At 68.7% G+C, this 20,505-nt stretch carries 15 protein-coding genes; 8 read left to right on the top strand and 7 right to left on the bottom strand.

Annotated features, from left to right (window positions below; all coding sequences use genetic code 11):
- The first annotated feature begins 535 nt into the window (after window positions 1–535).
- A complete protein-coding gene (locus OG892_RS38880) occupies window positions 536–2,929 on the top strand; it encodes a Helicase associated domain protein (RefSeq protein WP_328864169.1) in 2,394 nt (797 codons plus the stop codon).
- Window positions 2,926–3,213, top strand: a complete 288-nt coding sequence (locus tag OG892_RS38875; protein ID WP_073733782.1) for a hypothetical protein — start codon at window positions 2,926–2,928, stop codon at window positions 3,211–3,213. The genes OG892_RS38880 and OG892_RS38875 overlap by 4 nt, the downstream gene beginning before the upstream one ends.
- A 274-nt stretch (window positions 3,214–3,487) precedes the next feature.
- Here OG892_RS38875 and OG892_RS38870 read toward each other — a convergent pair whose 3' ends face one another.
- Window positions 3,488–3,736, bottom strand: a complete 249-nt coding sequence (locus OG892_RS38870; RefSeq protein ID WP_371631548.1) for a ricin-type beta-trefoil lectin domain protein — start codon at window positions 3,734–3,736, stop codon at window positions 3,488–3,490.
- 337 nt (window positions 3,737–4,073) lie between these two features.
- On the opposite strand from OG892_RS38870, the gene OG892_RS38865 reads away from it, so the two are divergent.
- From OG892_RS38865 to OG892_RS38855, 3 genes are read left to right on the top strand one after another with little or no spacing between them, the layout of a single operon-like run.
- Window positions 4,074–6,539 (top strand): AAA family ATPase, encoded by a 2,466-nt coding sequence (locus OG892_RS38865; RefSeq protein ID WP_371631547.1) that lies wholly within the window; start codon window positions 4,074–4,076, stop codon window positions 6,537–6,539.
- A 4-nt stretch (window positions 6,540–6,543) separates the two neighbouring features.
- Window positions 6,544–7,851, top strand: a complete 1,308-nt coding sequence (locus OG892_RS38860) for a hypothetical protein (RefSeq protein ID WP_371631546.1) — start codon at window positions 6,544–6,546, stop codon at window positions 7,849–7,851.
- On the top strand, window positions 7,848–8,837 hold the full coding sequence (locus OG892_RS38855; protein WP_073733786.1) for a hypothetical protein: 990 nt from the start codon (window positions 7,848–7,850) through the stop codon (window positions 8,835–8,837). The genes OG892_RS38860 and OG892_RS38855 overlap by 4 nt, the downstream gene beginning before the upstream one ends.
- Before the next feature lie 579 nt (window positions 8,838–9,416).
- Here the strand turns inward: OG892_RS38855 and OG892_RS38850 are convergent.
- The 4 genes from OG892_RS38850 to OG892_RS38835 are packed head-to-tail and all read right to left on the bottom strand — an operon-like array spanning window position 9,417 to window position 13,463.
- Window positions 9,417–10,328, bottom strand: a complete 912-nt coding sequence (locus tag OG892_RS38850) for an NAD-dependent epimerase/dehydratase family protein (RefSeq protein ID WP_371631545.1) — start codon at window positions 10,326–10,328, stop codon at window positions 9,417–9,419.
- Window positions 10,325–11,221, bottom strand: coding sequence for a carbohydrate ABC transporter permease (locus OG892_RS38845; protein WP_371631544.1), 897 nt, complete (start codon window positions 11,219–11,221; stop codon window positions 10,325–10,327). The genes OG892_RS38850 and OG892_RS38845 overlap by 4 nt, the downstream gene beginning before the upstream one ends.
- Complete coding sequence (locus tag OG892_RS38840; RefSeq protein ID WP_371631543.1) at window positions 11,218–12,231, bottom strand: carbohydrate ABC transporter permease; 1,014 nt, start codon at window positions 12,229–12,231, stop codon at window positions 11,218–11,220. Before OG892_RS38840 ends, OG892_RS38845 begins: the two co-directional genes overlap by 4 nt.
- A complete protein-coding gene (locus tag OG892_RS38835; protein WP_371631542.1) occupies window positions 12,228–13,463 on the bottom strand; it encodes an ABC transporter substrate-binding protein in 1,236 nt (411 codons plus the stop codon). The genes OG892_RS38840 and OG892_RS38835 overlap by 4 nt, the downstream gene beginning before the upstream one ends.
- Before the next feature lie 297 nt (window positions 13,464–13,760).
- Between OG892_RS38835 and OG892_RS38830 the strand changes: the two genes are divergently transcribed.
- Window positions 13,761–15,125: an enolase C-terminal domain-like protein gene (locus OG892_RS38830; protein ID WP_371631541.1), complete on the top strand. Its 1,365-nt coding sequence runs from the start codon at window positions 13,761–13,763 to the stop codon at window positions 15,123–15,125.
- A gap of 74 nt (window positions 15,126–15,199) precedes the next feature.
- Here OG892_RS38830 and OG892_RS38825 read toward each other — a convergent pair whose 3' ends face one another.
- Both OG892_RS38825 and OG892_RS38820 read right to left on the bottom strand, forming a co-directional pair.
- The gene (locus OG892_RS38825; protein ID WP_328694634.1) at window positions 15,200–16,411 is read right to left on the bottom strand and encodes an ROK family transcriptional regulator; all 1,212 of its coding nucleotides are present in this window, start codon (window positions 16,409–16,411) and stop codon (window positions 15,200–15,202) included.
- 292 nt (window positions 16,412–16,703) lie between these two features.
- Window positions 16,704–18,290, bottom strand: a complete 1,587-nt coding sequence (locus tag OG892_RS38820; RefSeq protein WP_371631540.1) for a beta-xylosidase — start codon at window positions 18,288–18,290, stop codon at window positions 16,704–16,706.
- Window positions 18,291–18,624: 334 nt separating this feature from the next.
- Here OG892_RS38820 and OG892_RS38815 point away from each other — a divergent pair, with 334 nt between their 5' ends.
- Entirely contained in the window at window positions 18,625–19,887 is a 1,263-nt protein-coding gene (locus OG892_RS38815; RefSeq protein ID WP_371631539.1) for a glycoside hydrolase family 71/99-like protein, read from the top strand.
- A gap of 210 nt (window positions 19,888–20,097) precedes the next feature.
- Complete coding sequence (locus OG892_RS38810) at window positions 20,098–20,502, top strand: squamosa promoter-binding protein 15 (protein ID WP_371631538.1); 405 nt, start codon at window positions 20,098–20,100, stop codon at window positions 20,500–20,502.
- Window positions 20,503–20,505: the final 3 nt, after the last annotated feature.

Here is a 20,505-nt window from a genome sequence, read left to right as displayed (position 1 = left end):
GTACTGCAGCGGCAAGCCGCTGCAGAGTGATCCGCCTTGCGCAAGCGCAAGGCGGATTCCCCCGCAAGCGGGGGAATGGAATTCCGCAAGCGGAATCCACCCGCGCAAGCGCGAATTGGAGTGATCGCGCTTGCGCGATCACCTGGGCTGGCTATACGAGGAGGTGCATCGCGTGCGGGCCTGTGTAGGGCTTGGGGTTTCTGGCTCCCATCTTTGTAATGGATGTGACGGTCCGTCGCGCCGGCGCGCGCCGGAGTGAAGGGTTCCGCTGCGCTCCACCCTGCCCTCTCCCCCACTCTCGAACCCGTCCGGTCAAGCTCACCAATACCCTACCGGCATGCAGGGCGACCGAGGCTTCGGGGTAAGATTCGGTCATGTACCACTCTGGGGGTGATACATGGCGCTCGGGTGATGCATCGCGGGTTGTGCCTGTGTAATGTTTGGGATCAGACTCCACAACCCCGGGTCACACTATCGCGCCGGGAACTTTCATTTTTATTACGCGCGACATTCCGCGAAAAGGAGATCACGGGAAATGGCCGTGAAGTTGCGTGACCACCAGATCGAGGCCGTTGCCGCCATCGTGCGGGGCTTCGATATTCCGCCGGGCGGTATCCCCGTGAATGGCCTGCGCGGGCAGGTACACGCCGCGTGTGGCACGGGAAAGACCATTATTGCCGCAGCGTCGGCAAAGCGGCTTGTGCCCAAGGGGCGCATTCTCATCCTGGTGCCGACGCTGGACCTTCTGACCCAGACGGTGCAGGCGTGGCGCTCGGCTGGGCACACGGGGCCGGCGGTTGCGGTGTGCAGCCTCACCGACGACCCGGAGCTGTGGAGCCTGCAGGTGCGCTCCACCACGAATCCTGTGCAGTTGGCTCTCTGGCACGGCTCGGGGCCAGTGACCCTCTTCGGGACGTACGCCTCGCTGGGTGTCCTGGCGGAGGCGTTCGAGGGCGCCTACGGGCAGCAGTTGGACCTGATGGACCTGACGGTGGTCGATGAGGCTCACAGGACCAGTGGCTCGATGGGTAAGGCGTGGGCGGACGTCCACAACCAGGGCGTCATCCCCTCGCACCGGCGGCTGTATCTGACGGCTACGCCGCGGATCTGGGAGGAGCGGCTGAACCGTGAGGTCGCAGAAGGCGTACGTGACCCGCTGCCACGTGAGATGGCGGCCTCCATGGACGACGAGAAGGTCTTCGGACCGGTCCTCTACAAGCTCTCGTTGGCGTCGGCCGTGTCGCGGAAGCTGTTGGCGCGGTACCAGATCATCGTCCTGGAGCTCCAGGACCCGGTCGTCACGCCCGAGCGGCTGATGGGCGAGGAGCGGCACAGCGAGAAGGTCCGTGGTGAGCGGCTCGGGGCGCTCCAGGCCGCGCTGCTGCACACGATGGCGCAGCACGACCTGTCGGCGTGCATCACCTTCCACCACCGGACGATAGAGGCGCAGGCGTACGCGGAGGGTCTTCAGCGGGTGGCGGCAAAGCTGCATGCCGACCAGCCGGAGAAGTACCCCGCCCGGATCTGGGCGGACTGGCTGTGCGGCGAGCACGTCCCGGAGCGCCGGCGGGGCGTGCTGGGTGGCTTCGGGGCCACGGCGCTGCGGGCCGTTCTGTCGAACTGTCGGGTCCTGGGTGAGGGCGTCGACATCCGCGCGGTGGACTCGGTGGCCCTCCTGGACCCCAAGGGCGCTCCGCACGACATCGTCCAGGCCATCGGCCGGGCGCTCCGTCAGAAGCCCGGACAGGGCAAGGTGGCCTCTTTGATCGTGCCGGTTTTTCTCCAGCCCGGTGAAGATCCGGAGGATATGTTCACCTCGGGTTCGTATCGGCCTTTGGTGAAGGTGCTTGAAGGTCTGCGCGCTCATGATGAAGAGGCAATCGAATTGCTCGCGATTCCGCAGGAGCCTCAGAAGGACGTCGTCCAGTCGTCCGAGTACATCGGTCCGCCACCCGAGGAAGGCGAGGACGAATCCCGTCTCCTGCTGCGTTTTGCGGCTCCGCGTGATCCGATGATGGTCGCGGACTGGGTGAGCTTCAACGTGATCGACACGGAGAAGCAGGACTGGGCGCGCGGCTGGGCGTCGCTGAAGAAGTTCGCGGAGCGGGAGCTGCACGCCCGGGTTCCATACGGGCACAAGGAGGGCGCCTACCCGCTCGGGCAGTGGGTCGCGGAGCAGCGACGGGCGTACGGGGCAGGGCAGATGACCGGCCAGCGCGCCCAGCGGCTGGAGAAGCTCGGCATGGTCTGGAACCCCGCCGCTGAGCGGTTCCAAGAGAACCTGGAGGCCGCCAAGGCGTACTACGACCAGCACTGGACGCTGTGCGCGCCCCGCTCCGCGACCATGCTGGACCGGCCGTTGGGGATGTGGCTCGCGAATTTGCGGCGACCCGGCGCGCTGGAGGGGCACCCCGAGTGGGAGACGGCGCTCAGGGAGGTCGACGAGGACTGGAACCCGTCGTGGCCGCCGGAGTGGCAGCGGCATTACGCCGTGGTGCGCGAGATGCTCGTGGAGGAAAGCATCCTCGCGTACATCGAACCCGGGGTCACCGTCCACGGCATGGACATCGGGAAGTGGCTCGCCAAGCAGCGAAAGCCCGAGGTGTGGGCCGCCCTGGTCGGCGGGCAGCGCGAGCGCCTGGAGGCCATCGGCGTCGTACCGATCGCGGCAGAACTGGAAGCGCCGGCGAATCCGTCCACGACGCCCGTGAGCGCCTTCGAGAAGGGCGTAGCGGCCCTGGCGCAGTACAAGGCCCGCGTGGGCTCTGTGAAGGTCCCCAGAGCTCACGTAGAGGCAATTGTCGTAGAGGGACAGGAACACCTCGTCAAGCTCGGAGTGTGGACCATGAACCAGAAGAGCCGCCGGGACAAGTTGACCGCCGACAAACTCACCGCACTCGCCGCACTCGGAATCGAATGGGCAGCATGAGTTCCCGGGATGAGGGACACGAAGCGCGGCTCGCGGCACCTGAGGTCAACGTCGAGCCCGACGGGCGCTTGACCGTTCCCGCGGAACACGTCACCGCGCTCCTGCGGTCCATCGCCCGCTCGTGGCAAGCCGGCGCGCAGGACGGCGTCCCCGTGCTGACCACGGATAACGGACCAGGAATCAGACTTGAGCCCATGACCGTCCGCTCCCTCGCCGACGTCCTCGACAACATCGCCAACCAACTCGACGTCCAATACATCCACATCACCACCCACACCGAGTAGCAACACCGACAGGACAAGCAACTGGCGGGCACTGACATCGCCATGCCGAACCACCACCGACAAAAACCCGCAGATCATCAGCCGGCCAACCCGCGCAGTCGGCGGGGGGGGGGACCTGGGAGGTTCCAGTCCTTCACGGGGCCTACGGTCAGCTGCTCCTGGCGCACGGGCTCGACGCGGACGGTGCCCCGGACCGGGGTACTGCCCGCGGCCCAGCCCTCTCCCAGCAGGGGCAAGGTATCAAGGTCACTCTGGGCGTTTCGCTCCGCAGGCTTTACCCCGGGCCGACGGACCACTTCTGGGTGTCCGCTCCGGAGACTTGGACGAGCCGGACCGTGCTGCCCGAGTTCTCGAGGGCGTATCCCGGGAATGCGCGGCTCTCGATCTTGCTCCAGCCGCCGGTGGCGTCCACCTTCCACCGCTGGGGCTTGCCCGGGTTGGCCGCGCAGGCGGCCAGGGTGACGTAGTTGTTGTCCTCGGCCGTGACGCACTGGTCGCTCTCGAGTACCTGGAGCTGGTACACCCCGTGCAGGCGCGCCCTGGGGCGACTTCAGCACCCACCCGGTTGCTCACATATCGGTTCTCAGTCACAGAGCCGTAACCAGCCCAGCTGAGGTACTCCCTGTCGACGCGGCTCTGGATGAGCTTGCCTGCGTCCTGGGCTCCGGCCGGCGATCCTGCGAGGGCGCCAGCGCACAGCCCCACCGACATCTGCCGCCCCTTATGGGTGTGAACCTGGAAGCGGGCTGGCAGCCTTGACGGCTTGGGACGGTGCCGGGGAGACATGTGCGGGAGGTCATGGGGGTGGAGGTCGGGACGAGAGGGGTATGGGGTAATGGGTTCGTCGGAGACGGGGTGAGATGAGCGAGTCGTGGATGGATAGGGACGTCCAGGTACGTCGGCTGATGTCGAGGCTGAGAGGTACGCGAAGGGTCTTCGTGCTGTACGGACTGCCGGGGTCCGGTAGGTCCGCGCTGGCAGAGGAGTTGGCCCATGAGGCCGGCGCGACGTTGAGCCTGCCCGTCCACTGGCTCTCGCTCGGTGTCCGGACCGCCGCCCCGGAGCGACTGGTGCTGCGGCTGCTGCTGACGTCGGGTGCTGCGCAGACCGAACTCGGTCCGGCCCTCCTGAGCACACCCGAGGTTCTGGCCGGCCTGGCCGCGGCGGCCTGTCAGAACCACTTCCGGGCCCACCCGGCAGTGATCGTGCTCGACGACCTGCCCGAGGACACCGACGGCAAGGATCTCCTGCGGACGGCCGTTCGGCTGCTGGAAAACACGGGTTGTGTGCTGATCGCCACCACCACCCGAGCGATCCGCACTTCGAATTCCGACCGTTCGGACGTCACGCAGCACCAGGTGGACCTGACGCCCGAGGCATACCAGGATCTGCTGTCCACGGCACGTCGGGCGCCTGCCCTGCTCCGCACCCTGGCGGTCTGGGAGGGCGCGGAGTTCTCGCCGGACATGACGTTGCCCGTCGAGGACCTCTCCCCCGCCGAGTGGCGCGAGGCGGTCGAGGGGCTGCACCAGGAGGGTCTGCTGCAACAAGCCCGCCCCGGGTGGTACGAACTGCGCCCCGCCCTACGCGCCCAGCTCGTCCCCGACCACACCCCCGACGAGCTCCGGTCCGATTCACAGCGGTTGGACTCGGCACTGTCCCGGGCCGTGCCGCGTGAGCCGGGCGCACTGGATGATGCTGCCGAGCCCTACGTCGACCTCGCGCTACGTCTGTGCCGGTCCCGCGAGGCGAACTCCCGTGAATTCACCACATGGCTGGCGCACCAGCTAGTCGGCGAAGGCGCCCTGCTCCCGCTGCTGATGCTGCGGGCCGGGCTGGGCCATGCGGCCTACGACCGGGACATCCTGAGGGTTCCGCTGGCTGCCGCCGTCCGGCAGACCGGACAGCCACAGACCGCGGCCGAGGCGCTGGCCGGCATCGACACCCCAGACGCCATCCGCGAACTCGCCCTGGCCCGACACCACATGGGACAACTGGACACTGCCGAGGTCCCCCTCGACGCCCTCCCCGCCGACTTACCGGACGGCTGGGCTCTGCACACCCGAGCCTCGATCCGCACCGACCGCGGCGAGCTGCGCGAGGTTGGCCGACTGCTGCGGCGCGCGATCGAGACCCACCAGGTGCATGGCGACCGCCGCGGCGAGGCCTGGGCCGTCTTCCACTACGGGCGGTGGCGGCTGATGTGCGGCGACCCGGAGGAGGCGCTCAAACGGTTCGAGACGGCGAGGTTCGCGTTCCGCGATGTCGGCGACGTGGTGGGAGCGGCCTGGACGAGCACCGAACTGTGCAGGGCCGAACTCCTGCTGAACGGCGCCCGAACGGAAGTGATGCTGGAGCTCAAGGCCACGCCCTTGGCCCACCGGGAGCACGGCGACGTACGGGGGGAGGCCTGGGCGACTCTGCTCCAGGGGGTGGCGTACGCGGACGCGGACTTGCCGGGTTCGGCGGCGCATGTGCTGCTCCAGACGTTGCGTCTCTTCGAGAGCGTGCCGGACCGGCTGGGTATCGCCTGGACCCGGCACCACCTCGCGTGGCTGACGAAGGGCGACCGCACGGCAGCACTCCGCCGGGTCCTGGACGCCTTCGATGAAACCGGATGCCTAAACGGCCCGGCCTGGACCCTGCTCCTGCAGGGTCCAGGCCGGGCCGGCGCCGATCGTGCGCAGCTCGACGAGGCTCAATCGCGCTTCGAGGCGCTCGACGACACTGCGGGCGTGCAGTGGGTGGCGGTCGTGCGCGACGGTCCTGGCTCCAGCCGCGGGGCGCGGGCAGTCCGAGCCCTCACGAGTTGCTATCCGCGCCCCGTCCTGAAGAACATGGAGTGGGACGATTTCGACACCATCCCGCTCATGGTCCGCCACCTCCTCCCAGAAACGGCCGCCTCGCCGGACGGCGCCCCGCCGGGTGAGGTGTCTCCCGCCGCCTTCGTCCGTCTCGCCCTCCTCGACGACTCTCCCGCCACTGGAGGAGAGGCCCGCATCGTGCTGCGAGTCGAGCCCGGCCGCGAGTACTCCGGGGCTACGTCGGAGGAACTCCTGCCACCGCTGACCGCGTGGGCAACCCCGTTGACCCATGCCGACGTCGACCCGACGCACTCCGTGCCGGTCAACGGAACCGCCCTCTTCCGTTTCACCCCGTATCAGCCGGGCCGCCACCGCATCCGCTTTACCATCGAGGACGCCGAATCCAACTCGGTGCTCCAACAGGTGGAGACGGAGATCGAGGTCATCGGCACCACCGGCACCGCTCCCGTCTCGGCCGCCCCGCAGCCCATGCCCACTCCCGCCTTCGCACAGGGGGCCTGACCCCGTGGCCCGTGAACTCCCCGTCCATGTCGTCCAGGACCCGAGCCTCGGCTTCACCCGGCTCCCCCAACAGGTAGCGCCACCCGACTTGGTCATCGTGCTCGACGTACGCGGCGACGACCGCATCCTGGCCCGGATGTACGGCCCTGCAGTGCCGGCGCTGAGCGGCACCGAGCACCGAGCCTTTCTGGAGGTGAAGCCCTCGGAAGCACGGCACGTGACCGGGCGGCTGCGCCGTCGGTGGAAGGAGGAGTTCGTCGCCGTACAACCGCTCGACGAGTCGCGGCGTCCCGCGCCCGGCCGCCCGGACTTCCCTTACGCCACGCTAGTCGACCTGACAAGCGAGCCGCAGGACGAACTGCTGGCCACGGTGTCGGAACTCGCCGGATACGGAACCCATTTGCTCTTCGACGTCCTGCTCGGCGGGAAGAGCCAGGACGTCGGACTCTTCCGTGCCTTCCTCACCGAGGCACTGTGCGCGGAGAAACCGCTGCGCGTCCGATTCGATTCGGACCTCTTCGTGCCGTGGCCGATGCTGTGCCTGCCGCCCGACGCGACGGATGAGCCTGGGCTCGCGGGGGTTTTCCACCGCTTCCTTGGACACCGCCACCGGATCGAGCAGACCGGCGGTTACTACGCGATGATCGCCGACGGACGCGAGCACCCGCCGCCCGCCGTGCCAGCCGTGAGCCTCAACCACGACACCGGCGTGGATCCACGCGGCAGAACCCGGGCCACTGATGTGAAGGCGGTCCTCGCCCGGGGCGGCACGCTGGCCGAGCGGACGACCCGCAGGGAGTTCGTGCGGGCTCTCGCGGACCCGACGCTCGATGAGCAGCTGATGTACTTCTGGTGCCATGGCGAATTCGAGTCGGCCGATACCGAACCGCCATATCTCGTGGTGAAGTTGGAGGACAAGCTTGCCATTGATGCCTACACGGTCCGCGAGCACCGCCCAGCCCGCCGCGACTGCGCCCCGTTCCACCCCTTCGTCCTCCTCAATGCCTGCTACGCCGGCATCCCCGGCAACAGCGACGCCGACCTCGCCTACTTCGGGCGCGCCCTCATCGAGACCGGCGCGCGCGGCATCCTGGGACCGCAGATAGAGATGCCCCAGGTCTTCGCGGCGGAGTACGCCTTGGAGTTCCTCGGCCGCTACCTGAACAGCGGCGAATCTGCGGGCGCGGTCGCCCACGCCGTGGCCCGGTACTTCGCCGACAGCCTGCACAACCCGCTGGGCTTCGCCTACGCCCTGCACTGCGGCATGGACGCCCGCCTGGTAAAGGCTGAGCCCGTCGAGGCCACCTCATGAGCCTCGCCGACGTACCTGGCGACATCCACGTCGTAGACCTCGGCTCCGACGGTTGGCTTCTCGAAGAGACCCCCGTCGGCCCCCGCCCCGTCCCCGCGAACCATCTCGCCGACTACTTCGCCGAGACGCTATGCCCGCCCGCATGGGCCACCGACCTGCTCGTCTACGCACACGGCTGGCAGACCAGCCCCGAGTCCGCGCTCGACGCCGTCCAACGGCTGCTCGCGCTTGCGGACGCCCAGCACGACTCCGAGCGGTACCCCCGGCTGACGCCCTGGCGTCCCTGGACCGTCCTGGTCCGCTGGCCGTCCCGCTCCCTGCCGTCCCTCAGTGGCTACCGCCGTATCCGAGACCGGGCGCACGCCATGAGTACGGAGGGACATGCCGCCAGGGTCATCGGGCGGCTGCTCGGTTACGTGGACTCGCACCGGGCCGACCCGGCCGCGCCGCCCGTGCTCGCCAACCGCGAAGGGCAGTATCTGCACCTGGTCGGGCACTCCTTCGGCTGCCGTTTCCTGTGCGAGGCCGTGCAGTGGGCGGCCGACCCGCCGCTCACACTCGGCTGGAACACTTCGGAGCCGGCGGGGCGGCCGTTCACTGCGGACTCGATGCTGCTGTTGCAGATGGCGGCACCGCGCGACGCCTTCGCGTCGATGTTCACCGCGCTCGGCGAAGCGCCCTTGCGTGGCCCGGTCGTGGCGACATACTCGCGGCACGACCGCGCCAACGGCTTCTGGCACCTGCGCGCGGAGAAACGCGCGGGCATCGGCCACTCCGGGATCGGCACCGCGCCCGCGCCGGTCTCGGCGATCCGTATGCTGCCGCCTGGGGAAGCGTATCCCCTGGCGGCACTCGACCACCGGTTCGTCAGCGTCGACGCGAGCGAGGTGTTCGTCCGCGGGCACGGACCCGCGGGCGCCCACTCGGACCATCTGCGGCCGGAGTCCGCCCATCTCCTGCTGTCCCTGGCCGACCACTGCCGGTGAGGGGGCGCGCGTTGTCAATTCCCCCGTTTCGTGGAGACGACTGTTCTTTGCGTTAGCTCAGTGATCGGGTGCTTGAGTCTTCGCATGTGTCTCCGCACTCGGTGACGTGCGTCATACCGTTGCTGTCGCAACAGCAGTCGGGGCAGGGGAGGTCAAATGGCGGTGAACGGTACGGAGTACCGCATGTGGGTGCGGTTGGCGCAGCGTGAGGATTTACCGGAGGGTTGATCGCGGCGTCGCCCGGGCGGGTTCCTGGGTTGGTTCGTCAGGGTGTGCTGGGTTCGCGGGTTCGCGGGATGTCACGGCAGTTCTTCGCTGTTGTCCCGTTGATGGCGAGCTTCTTGCTGTGTTGGCAGAACATGAGGTGCACCAGGACCTGGTGCACGAGCTCATCGGCTCCCTGGGGCACCAGGGTTTGATCGGACTCCACTGGGCGGCGGCGACGTAGTCGTGCGCCGGAACGTGCGAGAGGCCGCGCCTACTGTGACGCGGCCTCTCCACTCCACGCTGCACAGCCAGCCGCGCAACGATTCCCCCGCCCGACTCCCTGCCGGACAACCGGGCCCCTCACGCTGCCGCTCAGCGCCAGGTGTGCCGTGCCGTGAATCCCAGCAGTTCCTGGCTGCGCGTCGTGTCGAAGAACGCATCGTGGTCGCCGAAGCCCTGGCGCACCCGGGTGTCCGGGTGGTGTGCGGCGAGCAGGCTGAGGCTCGGTTCCAGGGCGGCGCTGTCGGGTGCGCAGATGTTGATGACGTGGTGGCCCTCCAGTTCCGCGTGCAGTGCCGCCGCTACGGAGGCCGCTGCGTCTTCGGTGTGCAGCCAGCCCCATAGTTCGCGTCGGTTGCCCGCCGGGTCGCGGTGGACCTCGTCGAGGCGTTCGCGCAGCCGTTCATCGGCGCCGACGAAGGGGAAGCGGAGCATGACGGTGGTGGTGCCCCAACGGCGGGTGGTGAACGCGGCGGCCTCTTCCGACATGACCTTGGACAGGCCGTAGGAGTCGACCGTGAGGTTCGGGTGGTCCTCGTCCACCGGCACGTAGACGGGGTGCAGTTCGCGGTCGGCCCAGGCGAGGCCGACGGCGGAGGCGCTGGAGGCGGCCACCACGCGGGGCACTCCGGTGCGGCCCGCCTCCTGGTACACCAAATACGCGGCGAGGACGTTGGCGCGCAGGGTCTCGTCCTCGGCGACGATGCCGGGTGCCGGGTAGGCGGCGAGGTGGACGACTCCGGCGAGCCCCGCCTCCCCGGCGGTTTCCCGGGCGGTGGCGAAGCACTCGGTGACGGTCTTGGCGTCGGTGAGGTCGCCGGTCACGAAGGCCGTGCAGCCCTCGTCCGCGTCCCCGCGCTCGAGGTCGGCTCCGACGACGCGGTAGCCGGCGCCGATGAGGTGGGCGACGACTGTTCGTCCGATTCCGCCGGCTGCCCCGGTCACCAGGACGGTTGCCTTCGGGCCCGTGCCGGCCGTTGCTGTCCGTTCGGTTCGCTCGCTCATCCCTTGACCGCTCCCATCAGTCCGTTCACGAAGTAGCGCTGTGCGCAGAGGAACAGGGCGATCACGGGTACCACCATGATCAGTGCCGCTGCCATCAGCGAGTTGTACTGCACGACGTTGGAGGACTGCATCGTCTGGAGCGCGATCGGCAGGGTGTAGCTGTGCGGATCGTTCAGCGAGATACGGGTGAGCTGGTACTCGTTCCACGTCGGGATGGCTGTGAGCAGCGCGATCGTGACGATCGCGGGGCGGGCCAGGGGCAGGTAGATGCGGCTGAAGATGCGCAGTTCGCCCGCGCCGTCCATGCGGGCCGCCTCGCGAAGCTCGGTGGGGACGGAGTTGAAGGAGCTGGTGAGCATGAGGATCGCGAGGGGGGCGCTGCCGTTCACGAAGGGCAGGATCAGGCCCCAGTGGGTGCCGAGGATGTCGAGCTTGCTCTCCAGGAGCACGATCGGCAGCAGGGTGACGACGCCGGGAACGAAGAGGAGCACGAGGAACAGCCGGTACAGCCATTTCTTGCCCGGGAAATCCAGCACCGAGAAGGCGTAGGAGGCGGCCGAGTAGATGACCACGACGAGGACCGTCGTGAGGACGGTGACCTTGACGCTGTTGAGGAAGTAGTCGAAGAAGTCGAGCTTGTTCCAGGTGTCGCTGAAGGTCTGGAGGGTGGGGTGGTGCGGGATGAGGTGCCCGCCCTCCTGGACCTCCGCGTTGGTCTTGAAGGCCGCGGACACCATCCACAGGAAGGGGTAGACGCTGACGGCCGCGTAGGCGGCGAGGACGACGCCGACGACGATCCGGCCGACGGACCTGCGGCTTCCGGTTCGGCTCGCGTGGGCGGTGCGGCCCGGGGCGCCGGTGCGGCGCGGGGTGCTGAGCGCTTGGCTGCTCATCCCATCCTCCTCATGGCCCGCTGGTTGATGAAGGCGACGACGAGGGCCGCGATGAACAGGAGCCAGCCAAGGGCGCTGGCCAGACCGAGCGTCGGGGACAGCTCGTTGAGGAAGGCGAGGCGGTACGTCTCCAGGCCGAGCACGCTGGTGGAGTCGCCGGGGCCGCCGTTGGTCATGATCAGGAAGGACTGGAAGCCCTGGAGGGAGTCGCGGACGTTCAGCAGGATCACGACGACGGTGATGGGCTTCATGAGCGGCCACACGATGGTCGTCGTGGAGCGCAGCCAGCCGGCGCCGTCGATCTGGGCGGCTTCCAGCAGGGAGCCGTCCAGGGACTGGAGGCCGGTCAGGTAGAGGAGCATCGCGACGGGGACGGCGGACCAGACCATCACGACGATCATGGTGGGCAGGGCGGTGTGCGGGTTGCCGAGCCAGCCCTGCGGCTCCTGGAGGGATCCGAGGCCGACGGTCTTGAGCAGCAGGTTGATCGCGCCGCCCGGCTCCAGGATGTAGTTCCAGGCGAAGTACACGGCGATTCCGGTCGTGACGTACGGCAGGAAATAGATGGAGCGCAGGATGCCCTGGAATCGTTTGACGGAGTTGAGGACGAGGGCGAGGGGGAAGGCGACGAGGACCGTGAGGAGAGGAACACCGATGACGACCCACAGGGTGTTGGTCGCGGCCTTCTTCACGATGGGCCAGTAGGTGGGGCTGCCGCCGAGCAGGTCGGTGTAGTTCTTGAAGCCCTTCCAGTGCCATTCGGGCCAGAAGCCATTCCACTGGGCGAAGCTGAGCGAGAAGCCGTAGACGATCGTGTAGACGCCCATGAGGGCGAACAGGAGGATCGCGGGGGCGACGAAGAGATAGCCCCAGGCGGCCTGCTTGCGCTTCTCGCGCATTCTGCCGAGCGGTCCGCGGCCGCGGGGCGCCCCGGCCGCGGTGCGGTTGCCGTCCCCGTGCCCATTCCCGGCGGGGCGCACGCCCCGCACCGTACCGGTTTCTGTGGTCATTTCTTCTGCTCCGCCCAGTAAGACTTGATCATCGAACTCATCTGGGCACCCGTGCTCTTCGCGGTGCGCGATTTCAGCGGTGTGAACTGGGCCAGCACGGCACCGACCTTTCCGGGGTCGTACAGGCTGGGCCGGTAGGCGGTATATCCGGCGTTGTATGCTTTCGCGCCGGAACCGAATGCGGTTTCCATGGAATTCAGGACGGGTCCGAGCGTTTTGCTCTGGTTCTTGTCGAGAGCGTTCGGCGGCACGTCGAGTGCCTGTTTCCCGAAGTCGGCGGCGATTCCGTCACGTGAAAGGAACTTCAGCCACTTCAGCGCCTCGGTCTTGTGTTCCGACTTCTTGGTGACGGAGAGGCCGGTCAGGGAGAACGGGGAGAGCTGGAGGCGGGGGATCGCGGCGTCCTTCGGCGGGGGCACCGGGAAGGTCATGAGGTTGTCGGCGTCGTAGCCGTTCTCGGCGAGGAAGGCGAGGGTGTAGGTGCCGCCGATATCGAAGGACGCCTTGCCCTGGGCGAAGGCGAGGTCGGCCTCGTCGATGCCCTTGGACTGGGTGCCTGGCACCCAGTACGGGGTGACCTGGTTGTAGGTGTTCAGGACCTTCTGACCGTCGGCGGAGGACCAGCCCTTGGCGGCGTCGGGGCCGAAGAGCGCCTCGAACCTGTCCTTGCCGAGCATCCCGTAGGCCATGGGCTGCATCAGCCATTCCAGGGCGGTCGAGGGCTGCTTGACGCCGATGGTCATCCCGCCGTTGGACGGGTGGGCCTTCTTTATCTTCGCGAGCGCGTCGACGAAGCCCTCCCAGGTGGTGGGCGCCTCGGTGATGCCGGCCTCTTCGGCGCGGCTCTTGTTCATGTAGACGACGCCCTGGGTGCCGACGGTGAGCGGCACGCTGAAGCGCTGCCCCTTCTCGACGCCCTGGGTCTTGGAGCCTTCGGTCTGCGAGTTCCGGTAGACGTCCTCGGTGACGGTGCCGTCGGCCAGGACCTGTGGGAGGTACTGGTCGAGCCAGGTGCGGTCGACGTCCTTGGAGAGGTCCTCCAGGAGTCCCGCGCCGCCGAAGGCCAGGTCGTCGCCGTTGGCGTGCACTTCGAGCACGTCGGGCAGGTCGTTGGTACGGGCGGCGGCCTGGACCTTGGTCAGGAACGCGTCGTCCGGCGTCACCGCCTGGATGTTCACCTTTGTCCCGGTCTCGGCGGTGAACTTCTTGGCGGCCGCCTGCAGGGCGGCCACATGGGACTGTTTAAAGGTCCACATGGAAAGTTCACCACGCCCGGAACCATTCCCGTCGCTCGTCCCGCACCCCGCGAGCAGTACGCCCATGACGGCGACCGAAGCAAGAATCGAGGAGCGGCGCGTGGTCGGGAGAAATCGTTTCACGTTCCCAGCGCCTTTCTTGAGAGCTGTCCGTTCAGCTCCTGCCGTAGCAGCACATGGAATCTAAATCGACTTGATGTACGATGTCAATAGACGTAACTACACGGAAAACAATTGGAAACCACACCCGTGTCACCTTCGAGGAGGACCTCCATGACTCCACCGGAACGAGCAGCGGGCGCGGTGACTCCGCGCTCCCCCTCGTCCCCCTCACCGGACGCCGGCACGTCGCCCGGTGCTGTCCCGGCGCCGGGCGAGGTGCTGGCATCCGCGCCGTGGGCCTCGGCCGACCCCGACGCGCTACGCGTGACGGCCGTACGCACCTTCCTGTGCGCCCCACAGGGTTGCCCGTACGTCATCGTGCGCGTCGAGACCAACCAGCCCGGACTGTACGGCCTGGGCTGTGCGAGCGATCCGCAGCGCACCCGCGCGATCCGCTCGGTGGTCGACGACTACTACGGGCCGATGCTCGTGGGGCGCGACCCTTCGGACATCGAGGACCTGCACCGGCTGCTGCTCAACAGCGGCTACTGGCGGGGTGGTTCGATCGGACAGAACGCGCTGGCCGGGGTGGACGTAGCGCTGTGGGACATCAAGGGCAAGGTCGCAGGACTGCCCCTTTACCAGCTGCTCGGCGGCCGGGTCCGACAGGCAGCGGACGCGTACACCCACGTCGACGGCTTCGAGGCCGGGGAGATCGCCGAGAAGGTGCTCGCCGCGGCCGAGGGCGGCTATCGCCACGTCCGCGTCCAGGTCGCCGTCCCCGGTACCGACACCTACGGCACCGCCCCGCGCGACGAGGCCGAACGGCGCCGCCGGGCGCTGCGCTCGGGCAGCTGGGACTCGCTGGGCTATCTGCGCCACGTGCCGCCCGTCCTGCGCGAGATCCGTGACCGGGTCGGCCCCGACGTCGAGTTGCTGCACGACGCGCACGAGCGGCTGGCGCCCTCGCAGGCCCGCGAGCTGGTCCACGAGGTCGAGGACGCGCGGCTGTTCTTCCTGGAGGACGCGCTGGCGCCCGAGGACGCGGCGCACTTCGGGCAGTTGCGGGCAGCCGGCTCGGTGCCGCTGGCGGTCGGCGAGCTGTACCACGACATCGGGATGTACCTGCCGCTGCTGGAGGCACGGGTCATCGACTTCGCGCGCATCCGGATCCCCACGCTGGGCGGGCTGACCCCGACCAGGAAGCTGGTCGCGGCGGTCGAGCTGTTCGGCGCGCGCACCGCGCCGCACGGTCCCGGCGACGTGAGCCCGGTGGGCATGGCGGCCAACCTCGCGCTCGACATCAGCTCCCCGGCCTTCGGCGTCCAGGAGGCGGCGGCCTTCAGGGAGGCGACGCGCGAGGTCTTCCCGGGCACGCCGGTGCCCGAGAGGGGGCGGCTGCACCCCTCGCCGCTGCCCGGTCTCGGCGTGGATTTCGACGAGTCGGCAGCCGCGAAGTACCCGGTGACGGCACCACTGGAGCACGACCGCTGGGCGCTGCTGCGCAACACGGACGGCAGCGTGCAGCGGCCGTAGCACGCGTATGCACACGGACCCACGGACCTGTACGGGTCCGTGGGTCCGTGTGTGCACGGCAGGCGACGGCGGGCTCAGCGCAGCAGCAGGGACATCGGCTGGGCCGACAGGCTGCGGTCCAGGACCAGGGAGGCCGCGCCGACTGCGGCGACGTTCTCGCCTATGGCCGTCGAAGTGACCGTCGTGGGATGGCTCTGCTTGACGAACGGGGACTGCGCGACCATGGGTTCGATCACGGCCAGCAGCCGGTCGGCCAGCAGCGCCCAGATGGGGCCGCCGAACACGATGGTGTCGGAGTCCAGCAGGGTCGCCGCCGCGCTGACCCCGCGTCCGATGCGCACGCCCCAGCGGTCGATGATGCTGCCGGCGCGCGGCTCGCCACCGGCCGCGAGGGACGCGAGGTGCTGGAGGCTGCGCTGCGCGTCCTGCGGATCGGTTGGCGTGAACTCATGCCCCAGTACGGCGAGTTCGATGGCCTCTTCGACGAGGGCGCGGGTCGAGCAGGCGGCGCCGAGCCCGCCGACCTCGCCGACGTTGCCGGAGGAGCCGCGCAGCACCGTGTCGTCCACGACCAGGCCCATGCCAGAGCCGGTGCCGAGGTAGAAGAAGAGGAAGTTGCGGCTCTCGGTGGCCGCGCCCGACCAGCGTTCCGCGACGGCGGCGGCGATGACGTCCTTGTCGAGCAGGGCCGCGTAGCCGGTCTCCTCGCTGAGCCGGTCGCGCAGCGGGACGCTGCCCCAGCCGGGGAGTTCGGGCGGGTCCACGACGAGCCCGCGGGTCGCGTCGATGGGGCCCGGCGCCGCGATGCCGAGGCCGAGGACCCGGTCGCGGTCCACGCCGGAGTCGCCGACCAGTCCGCTCACCGAGGCGGCCATGCCCGTCATGACGGTGTCGGTGTCGCCGCCGCGCGGGGTGGGTTCGCTGCGCTGGGCGACGACCGTGCCGAGCAGGTCGAGCAGGACGTAGGTGATGACGGCGGGGTCGAGGTGCACGCCGATGGCGTAGCGCGCGCCGGGCGCGACCTGGAGGAGAGTGCGGGGTTTGCCGCTGCCGCTGCTCTGCTTGCCGGTCTCGTGGGCGACGCCCTGGTCGATGAGGCGGCGGGTGATGTTGGAGACGGTCTGCGCGGACAGCCCCGTGGCCTCGGCGAGTTCCACGCGGCTGAGGCCCGCGCGGTCCCGGCGGATCGCGTCGAGGACGACGGATTCGTTGAAGTCGCCCATGCGGGGCAGGTTCGTGCCGCGCCGGATCGACGCCTTCCCGGCACTCGCCCTTTTGCTCGTCACTGTGGTGTCTCCTGGACGTCTCCCGCTCCCGAGGAGGACCGCGGTCGTCCGTGCTCTCGTCCCCCGGGTGCGTCGAATCGGTGGAATTCTACCGGCCGTCGGCCGGTAGCCGTCGCCGTACGCGCGCCGGGGCGGGGTCGGTCCCGGGGGCGCAGCCGCGTGCGGCGGCCGGTGGATGGCGCAGAGGAGGTGGCACGGGCCGGTGCCGCCGTCCCGTTGCGTGCCGCCTCCCCTGCGCCCGTCTGGGGTGGCGCGTCCCTGCCGGGGGTCGCGCCCGTTCGCGTCCTCGCCCTCAGAGCTGCTCGACCAGGGCGAGCGACCAGGGGGTGAGGACGGTGTCGAGGCGCAGGACACCGTCCTGGCCGGCGAGGACGGTGCGCACGTCGGTGGCGCGGGCCTGCCGGTCGATGTGGGCGAGCTGTTCGCGGGTGGGCGCTGCCGGGGAGCCGAGCGCGTGCCAGGCGCCGATCGCGTTGCCGTGCTCGGCGTCCAGCACCTCCACCCGGAAGGGGGTGCCCGCGGGCAGTCCGCCCAGTTCGAGGGCGAGTCGGCGGGGGGTGCCCTTGGCCTGGGTGGTCTCGGCAACCTCGCGGCTGTCGAAGGAGGCGGGCACCGACTTGGGTTCCTCCCGCGGGTAGTGGTGAACGAGCGCGGTGAGCCTGCCACTGGCCGCGTGCCGGGTCAGGACGTGGTCCTCGCCGCGTTCGATCAGCTCGTCGCCGAGCGCGTGCAGCATGCGGTAGGCGTGGAAGGTGGGCTTGGGGATACCGGGCAGCGTGATCATGCCGAAGCCGCCGTGGAACAGCTCGTCGCCGGCTCCGCCCTCCTCGAACACGTCCGTGAAGGTCCAGTACGACAGCGAGTGCACGGTGTCGAGGGAGTGCAGCAGTGAGCGCGTCACATAGGTGGCCGCGGGCAGTGTGTCGTGCGTGTGGTCGCGCGGCGAGGAGGACGAGGACCACTCGGTGAGGTGGATCTCGGCGTCCGGGTAGGCGCTCTTGGCGATCAGTTCGCGCAGCAGCGCGAGGTCGGCCGGGGTGGCGTCCTTGCTGCGGGTGAGCTTCTCGCCCTGGCCGTGTTCGTCGAGTGCCCAGTCCGTGGGGTACGGGTGGGTGGAGACGAAGTCGACGGGCAGCTCGCGCTCGACGCAGAAGTCGAGGAACGCCTGCATCCACACCGGGCGCCAGTCGAGGTCGTCGATGTCGTCGCGGCCGGCCACGATGCGCCGGGAGACGTCCTCGGACTCGCCGCCGAAGCGCTCGTCGGGCACGAAGTTGGAGGTCGCGGGGCCGCCGACGCGCAGTTGGGCGTCCACGTCCTTGACCGCGCGCGCTGTCACCTCGTACAGCTCGAAGTACTCGGAGCGGGTGCCGTGGAAGAAGCCCCAGAGGTTGGCCTCGTTCCACACCTCGAAGTACCAGGAGCGGACCTCTTCGAGGCCGTAGCGGGTGATCCAGTGGCGGGTGATGCGCGCGATGAGGGCGCCCCACTTGCCGAGGTCCGTGGGCGGGGAGCCGTGCGCGCCCCACCAGAAGACGGTGTTGGTCTCACGGGCCAGGGCGCGCGGGCTGAAGCCGAACTCGACGAAGGGGCGGATTCCGAGGTCGAGCAGGAAGTCGAAGAGCGCGTCGACGTACTGGAAGTTGTAGACGGGTTCGCCGTCCTCGGTCTCCGTGTAGACGAACATGTCGTCGTGGAAGAGTCCGTGGAAGCGGATGTACTCGAACCCGCAGGCCGCGTGCGCCTCGGTGAGCTGGCGCTGCCAGTCGGCCCGCAGTCCCTCGTTGGCCCGGCCTGCACCGACGACGCGGCTCCAGTAGTGCGGCAGCGGCGTCGCGGGGGCGTGCGCGAGGGCGCTGACGGAGATGTCGCCCGGCATGATGGTCCTTCCGTCCTGGCGTGCGGGTTCTTCATTAAATCAAAATGATAGACATAAGGCCAGTGGGCCCGATCTCATCGGGATCTCATCGGGCGGGGCCGGTCTCAGGGGAAGTGTCATGGCACGGCCTGGGGCTACGGCGCGCTCCTGTTGTTCTGGCGCCGGGGCCTTGTCGTGCACCCGTCGACCCGGCTAGGTTGCCGAGGGCGCCTGGTGACGGAGGGGCGGACTGCCGCCGCCTTACCTCTCCCCACTCCAGCAGGCGCGGAATCCGTGCGTGGCCGCGCCCCTGGGGACGGCCGCGCCGATGAGGCAGACCGAGAGGGCATCCCCCATGAGTATCTCCCGACGTTCCTTCGTCCTGTCCGGCGCCGCCGTGGCGGCCGCGGCGGCAGGTGGTGTCGCGGCGACGCAGGCCGGCGCGTCCCCCGCGCCTGCCGCGGGCCCGGCCGGCTCCCCCGCGGGTGATGTGGTCGGCAAGATAACCGTCGGCTACCAGGGCTGGTTCGCGTGCAAGGGCGACAGCGCCCCGATCGACGGTTGGTGGCACTGGAGCCCCGACATGAGCAAGGCGCCCGCGCAGGGTGCGAGCAGCGCCAAGTCCTGGCCCGACGTGTCGGACTACACGCACACCTACCCCACCGCGATGGCGGACCTGAACGGCGGCGGCGAGGCCGCTCTGTTCTCGTCCTGGGACCAGCAGTCCGTGGACACCCACTTCCGGTGGATGCGGGAGAACAACATCGACACCGCCGCGCTCCAGCGCTTCAACCCCTTCAGCCCGGAGGGCCCCACGCGCGACGGCATGGCGCAGAAGGTGCGGCAGGCGGCGGAAGCGAACGGCCGGAAGTTCTACATCATGTACGACGTCACCGGCTGGACCTCGATGCAGTCCGAGATCAAGCAGGACTGGACCGAGAAGATGAAGGCGCACACCTCCTCCGGTGCCTACGCGCAGCAGAACGGCAAGCCGGTGGTGTGCGTATGGGGCTTCGGGTTCAGCGACGACGCCCGCCCCTTCGACCCGGCCCCGTGCCTCGATGTCGTCAACTGGTTCAAGGACCAGGGCTGTTACGTCATCGGTGGGGTGCCTACTCACTGGCGCACCGGCACCGAGGACTCGCGGGCCGGCTTCGGGGACGTCTACCGCGCCTTCCACATGATCTCGCCGTGGATGGTGGGCCGTATCGGCAGCGCCGAGCAGTCCGACCAGTTCTACCGCGACATCAACACCCCCGACCAGGCGGACTGCGAAACGCACGGCATCGACTACCAGCCGTGTGTGATGCCCGGTGACCTCCAGGAGGGGCATCGGGCCCACGGGGACTTCATGTGGCGGCAGTTCTACAACATGAAGCGGGTGGGCGCGCAGGGCATCTACATCTCGATGTTCGACGAGTACAACGAGGGCAACCAGGTCGCGAAGACGGCGGCGACCGCCGCCGACGTGCCGTCCGGCTCCGGGGTCAAGGCGCTGGACGAGGACGGCACCACCTGCTCCTCGGACTACTACCTGCGGCTGACCGGCGACGGCGGGCGCATGCTCAAGGGTGAGCTTCCGCTGACCGAGACCCGGCCCACCCCCACCACGGTGTAGCCGAACGGCGGTTGTGGCACGGGGCTGACGGCGGAACGAACACGGCACCCTGGCGGATCTTGAGGCGTAGACACCTTCATGATCCACGAGGGGCCGTGTTCGTCTGCGTTCGGGGCACCGCTCACTGCGACTCCGGCGGCAGCCAACTCCCTGACAGCCAGCGAGAAAAAGTCAGGCGTAGGTGCTGCCTGCTGCAGTACAACGATCTGTATGAGCTGGGTGGCGAACGTGATGATGTCGGTTGACATGTCCGACGGGGCGAGTGTGGAGGCGTTGAGCGAGTGGTTGCGGACAGACGCCCCTCGTCGTGCCCAACCGCAGGCTTATGGGGTCGGCTTCTTGAAGCTGCTCACCGGCCCTGAGACGAACCAATGGGGTGGCTGGAAGCATCCCGAGTGCGAAGTGTGGGCGGGTGCCCTCAACCATGCCGACCTCGACGCCTTCAAGGAGCGAGTGTTTGAGACGCCGTGGCGCGAACCGAACCTGGTGCAACTTCTGGTGATGGATCAGGAGGAGGGTTTCTTCCGTATGTGGATGATCCGAGACAACGAACTGCTTCAGTTCGCACCGCTGCAGCCGAACGAGGGGGACGCGGGCTTCTACATGGGCTGGTGAGCT

The organism is Streptomyces sp. NBC_00341, assembly GCF_041435055.1.
GTDB lineage: Bacteria > Actinomycetota > Actinomycetes > Streptomycetales > Streptomycetaceae > Streptomyces.
The sequence above is the reverse complement of the archived record's forward strand: the minus strand, read 5'-3'. Positions and strand labels throughout refer to the sequence as shown.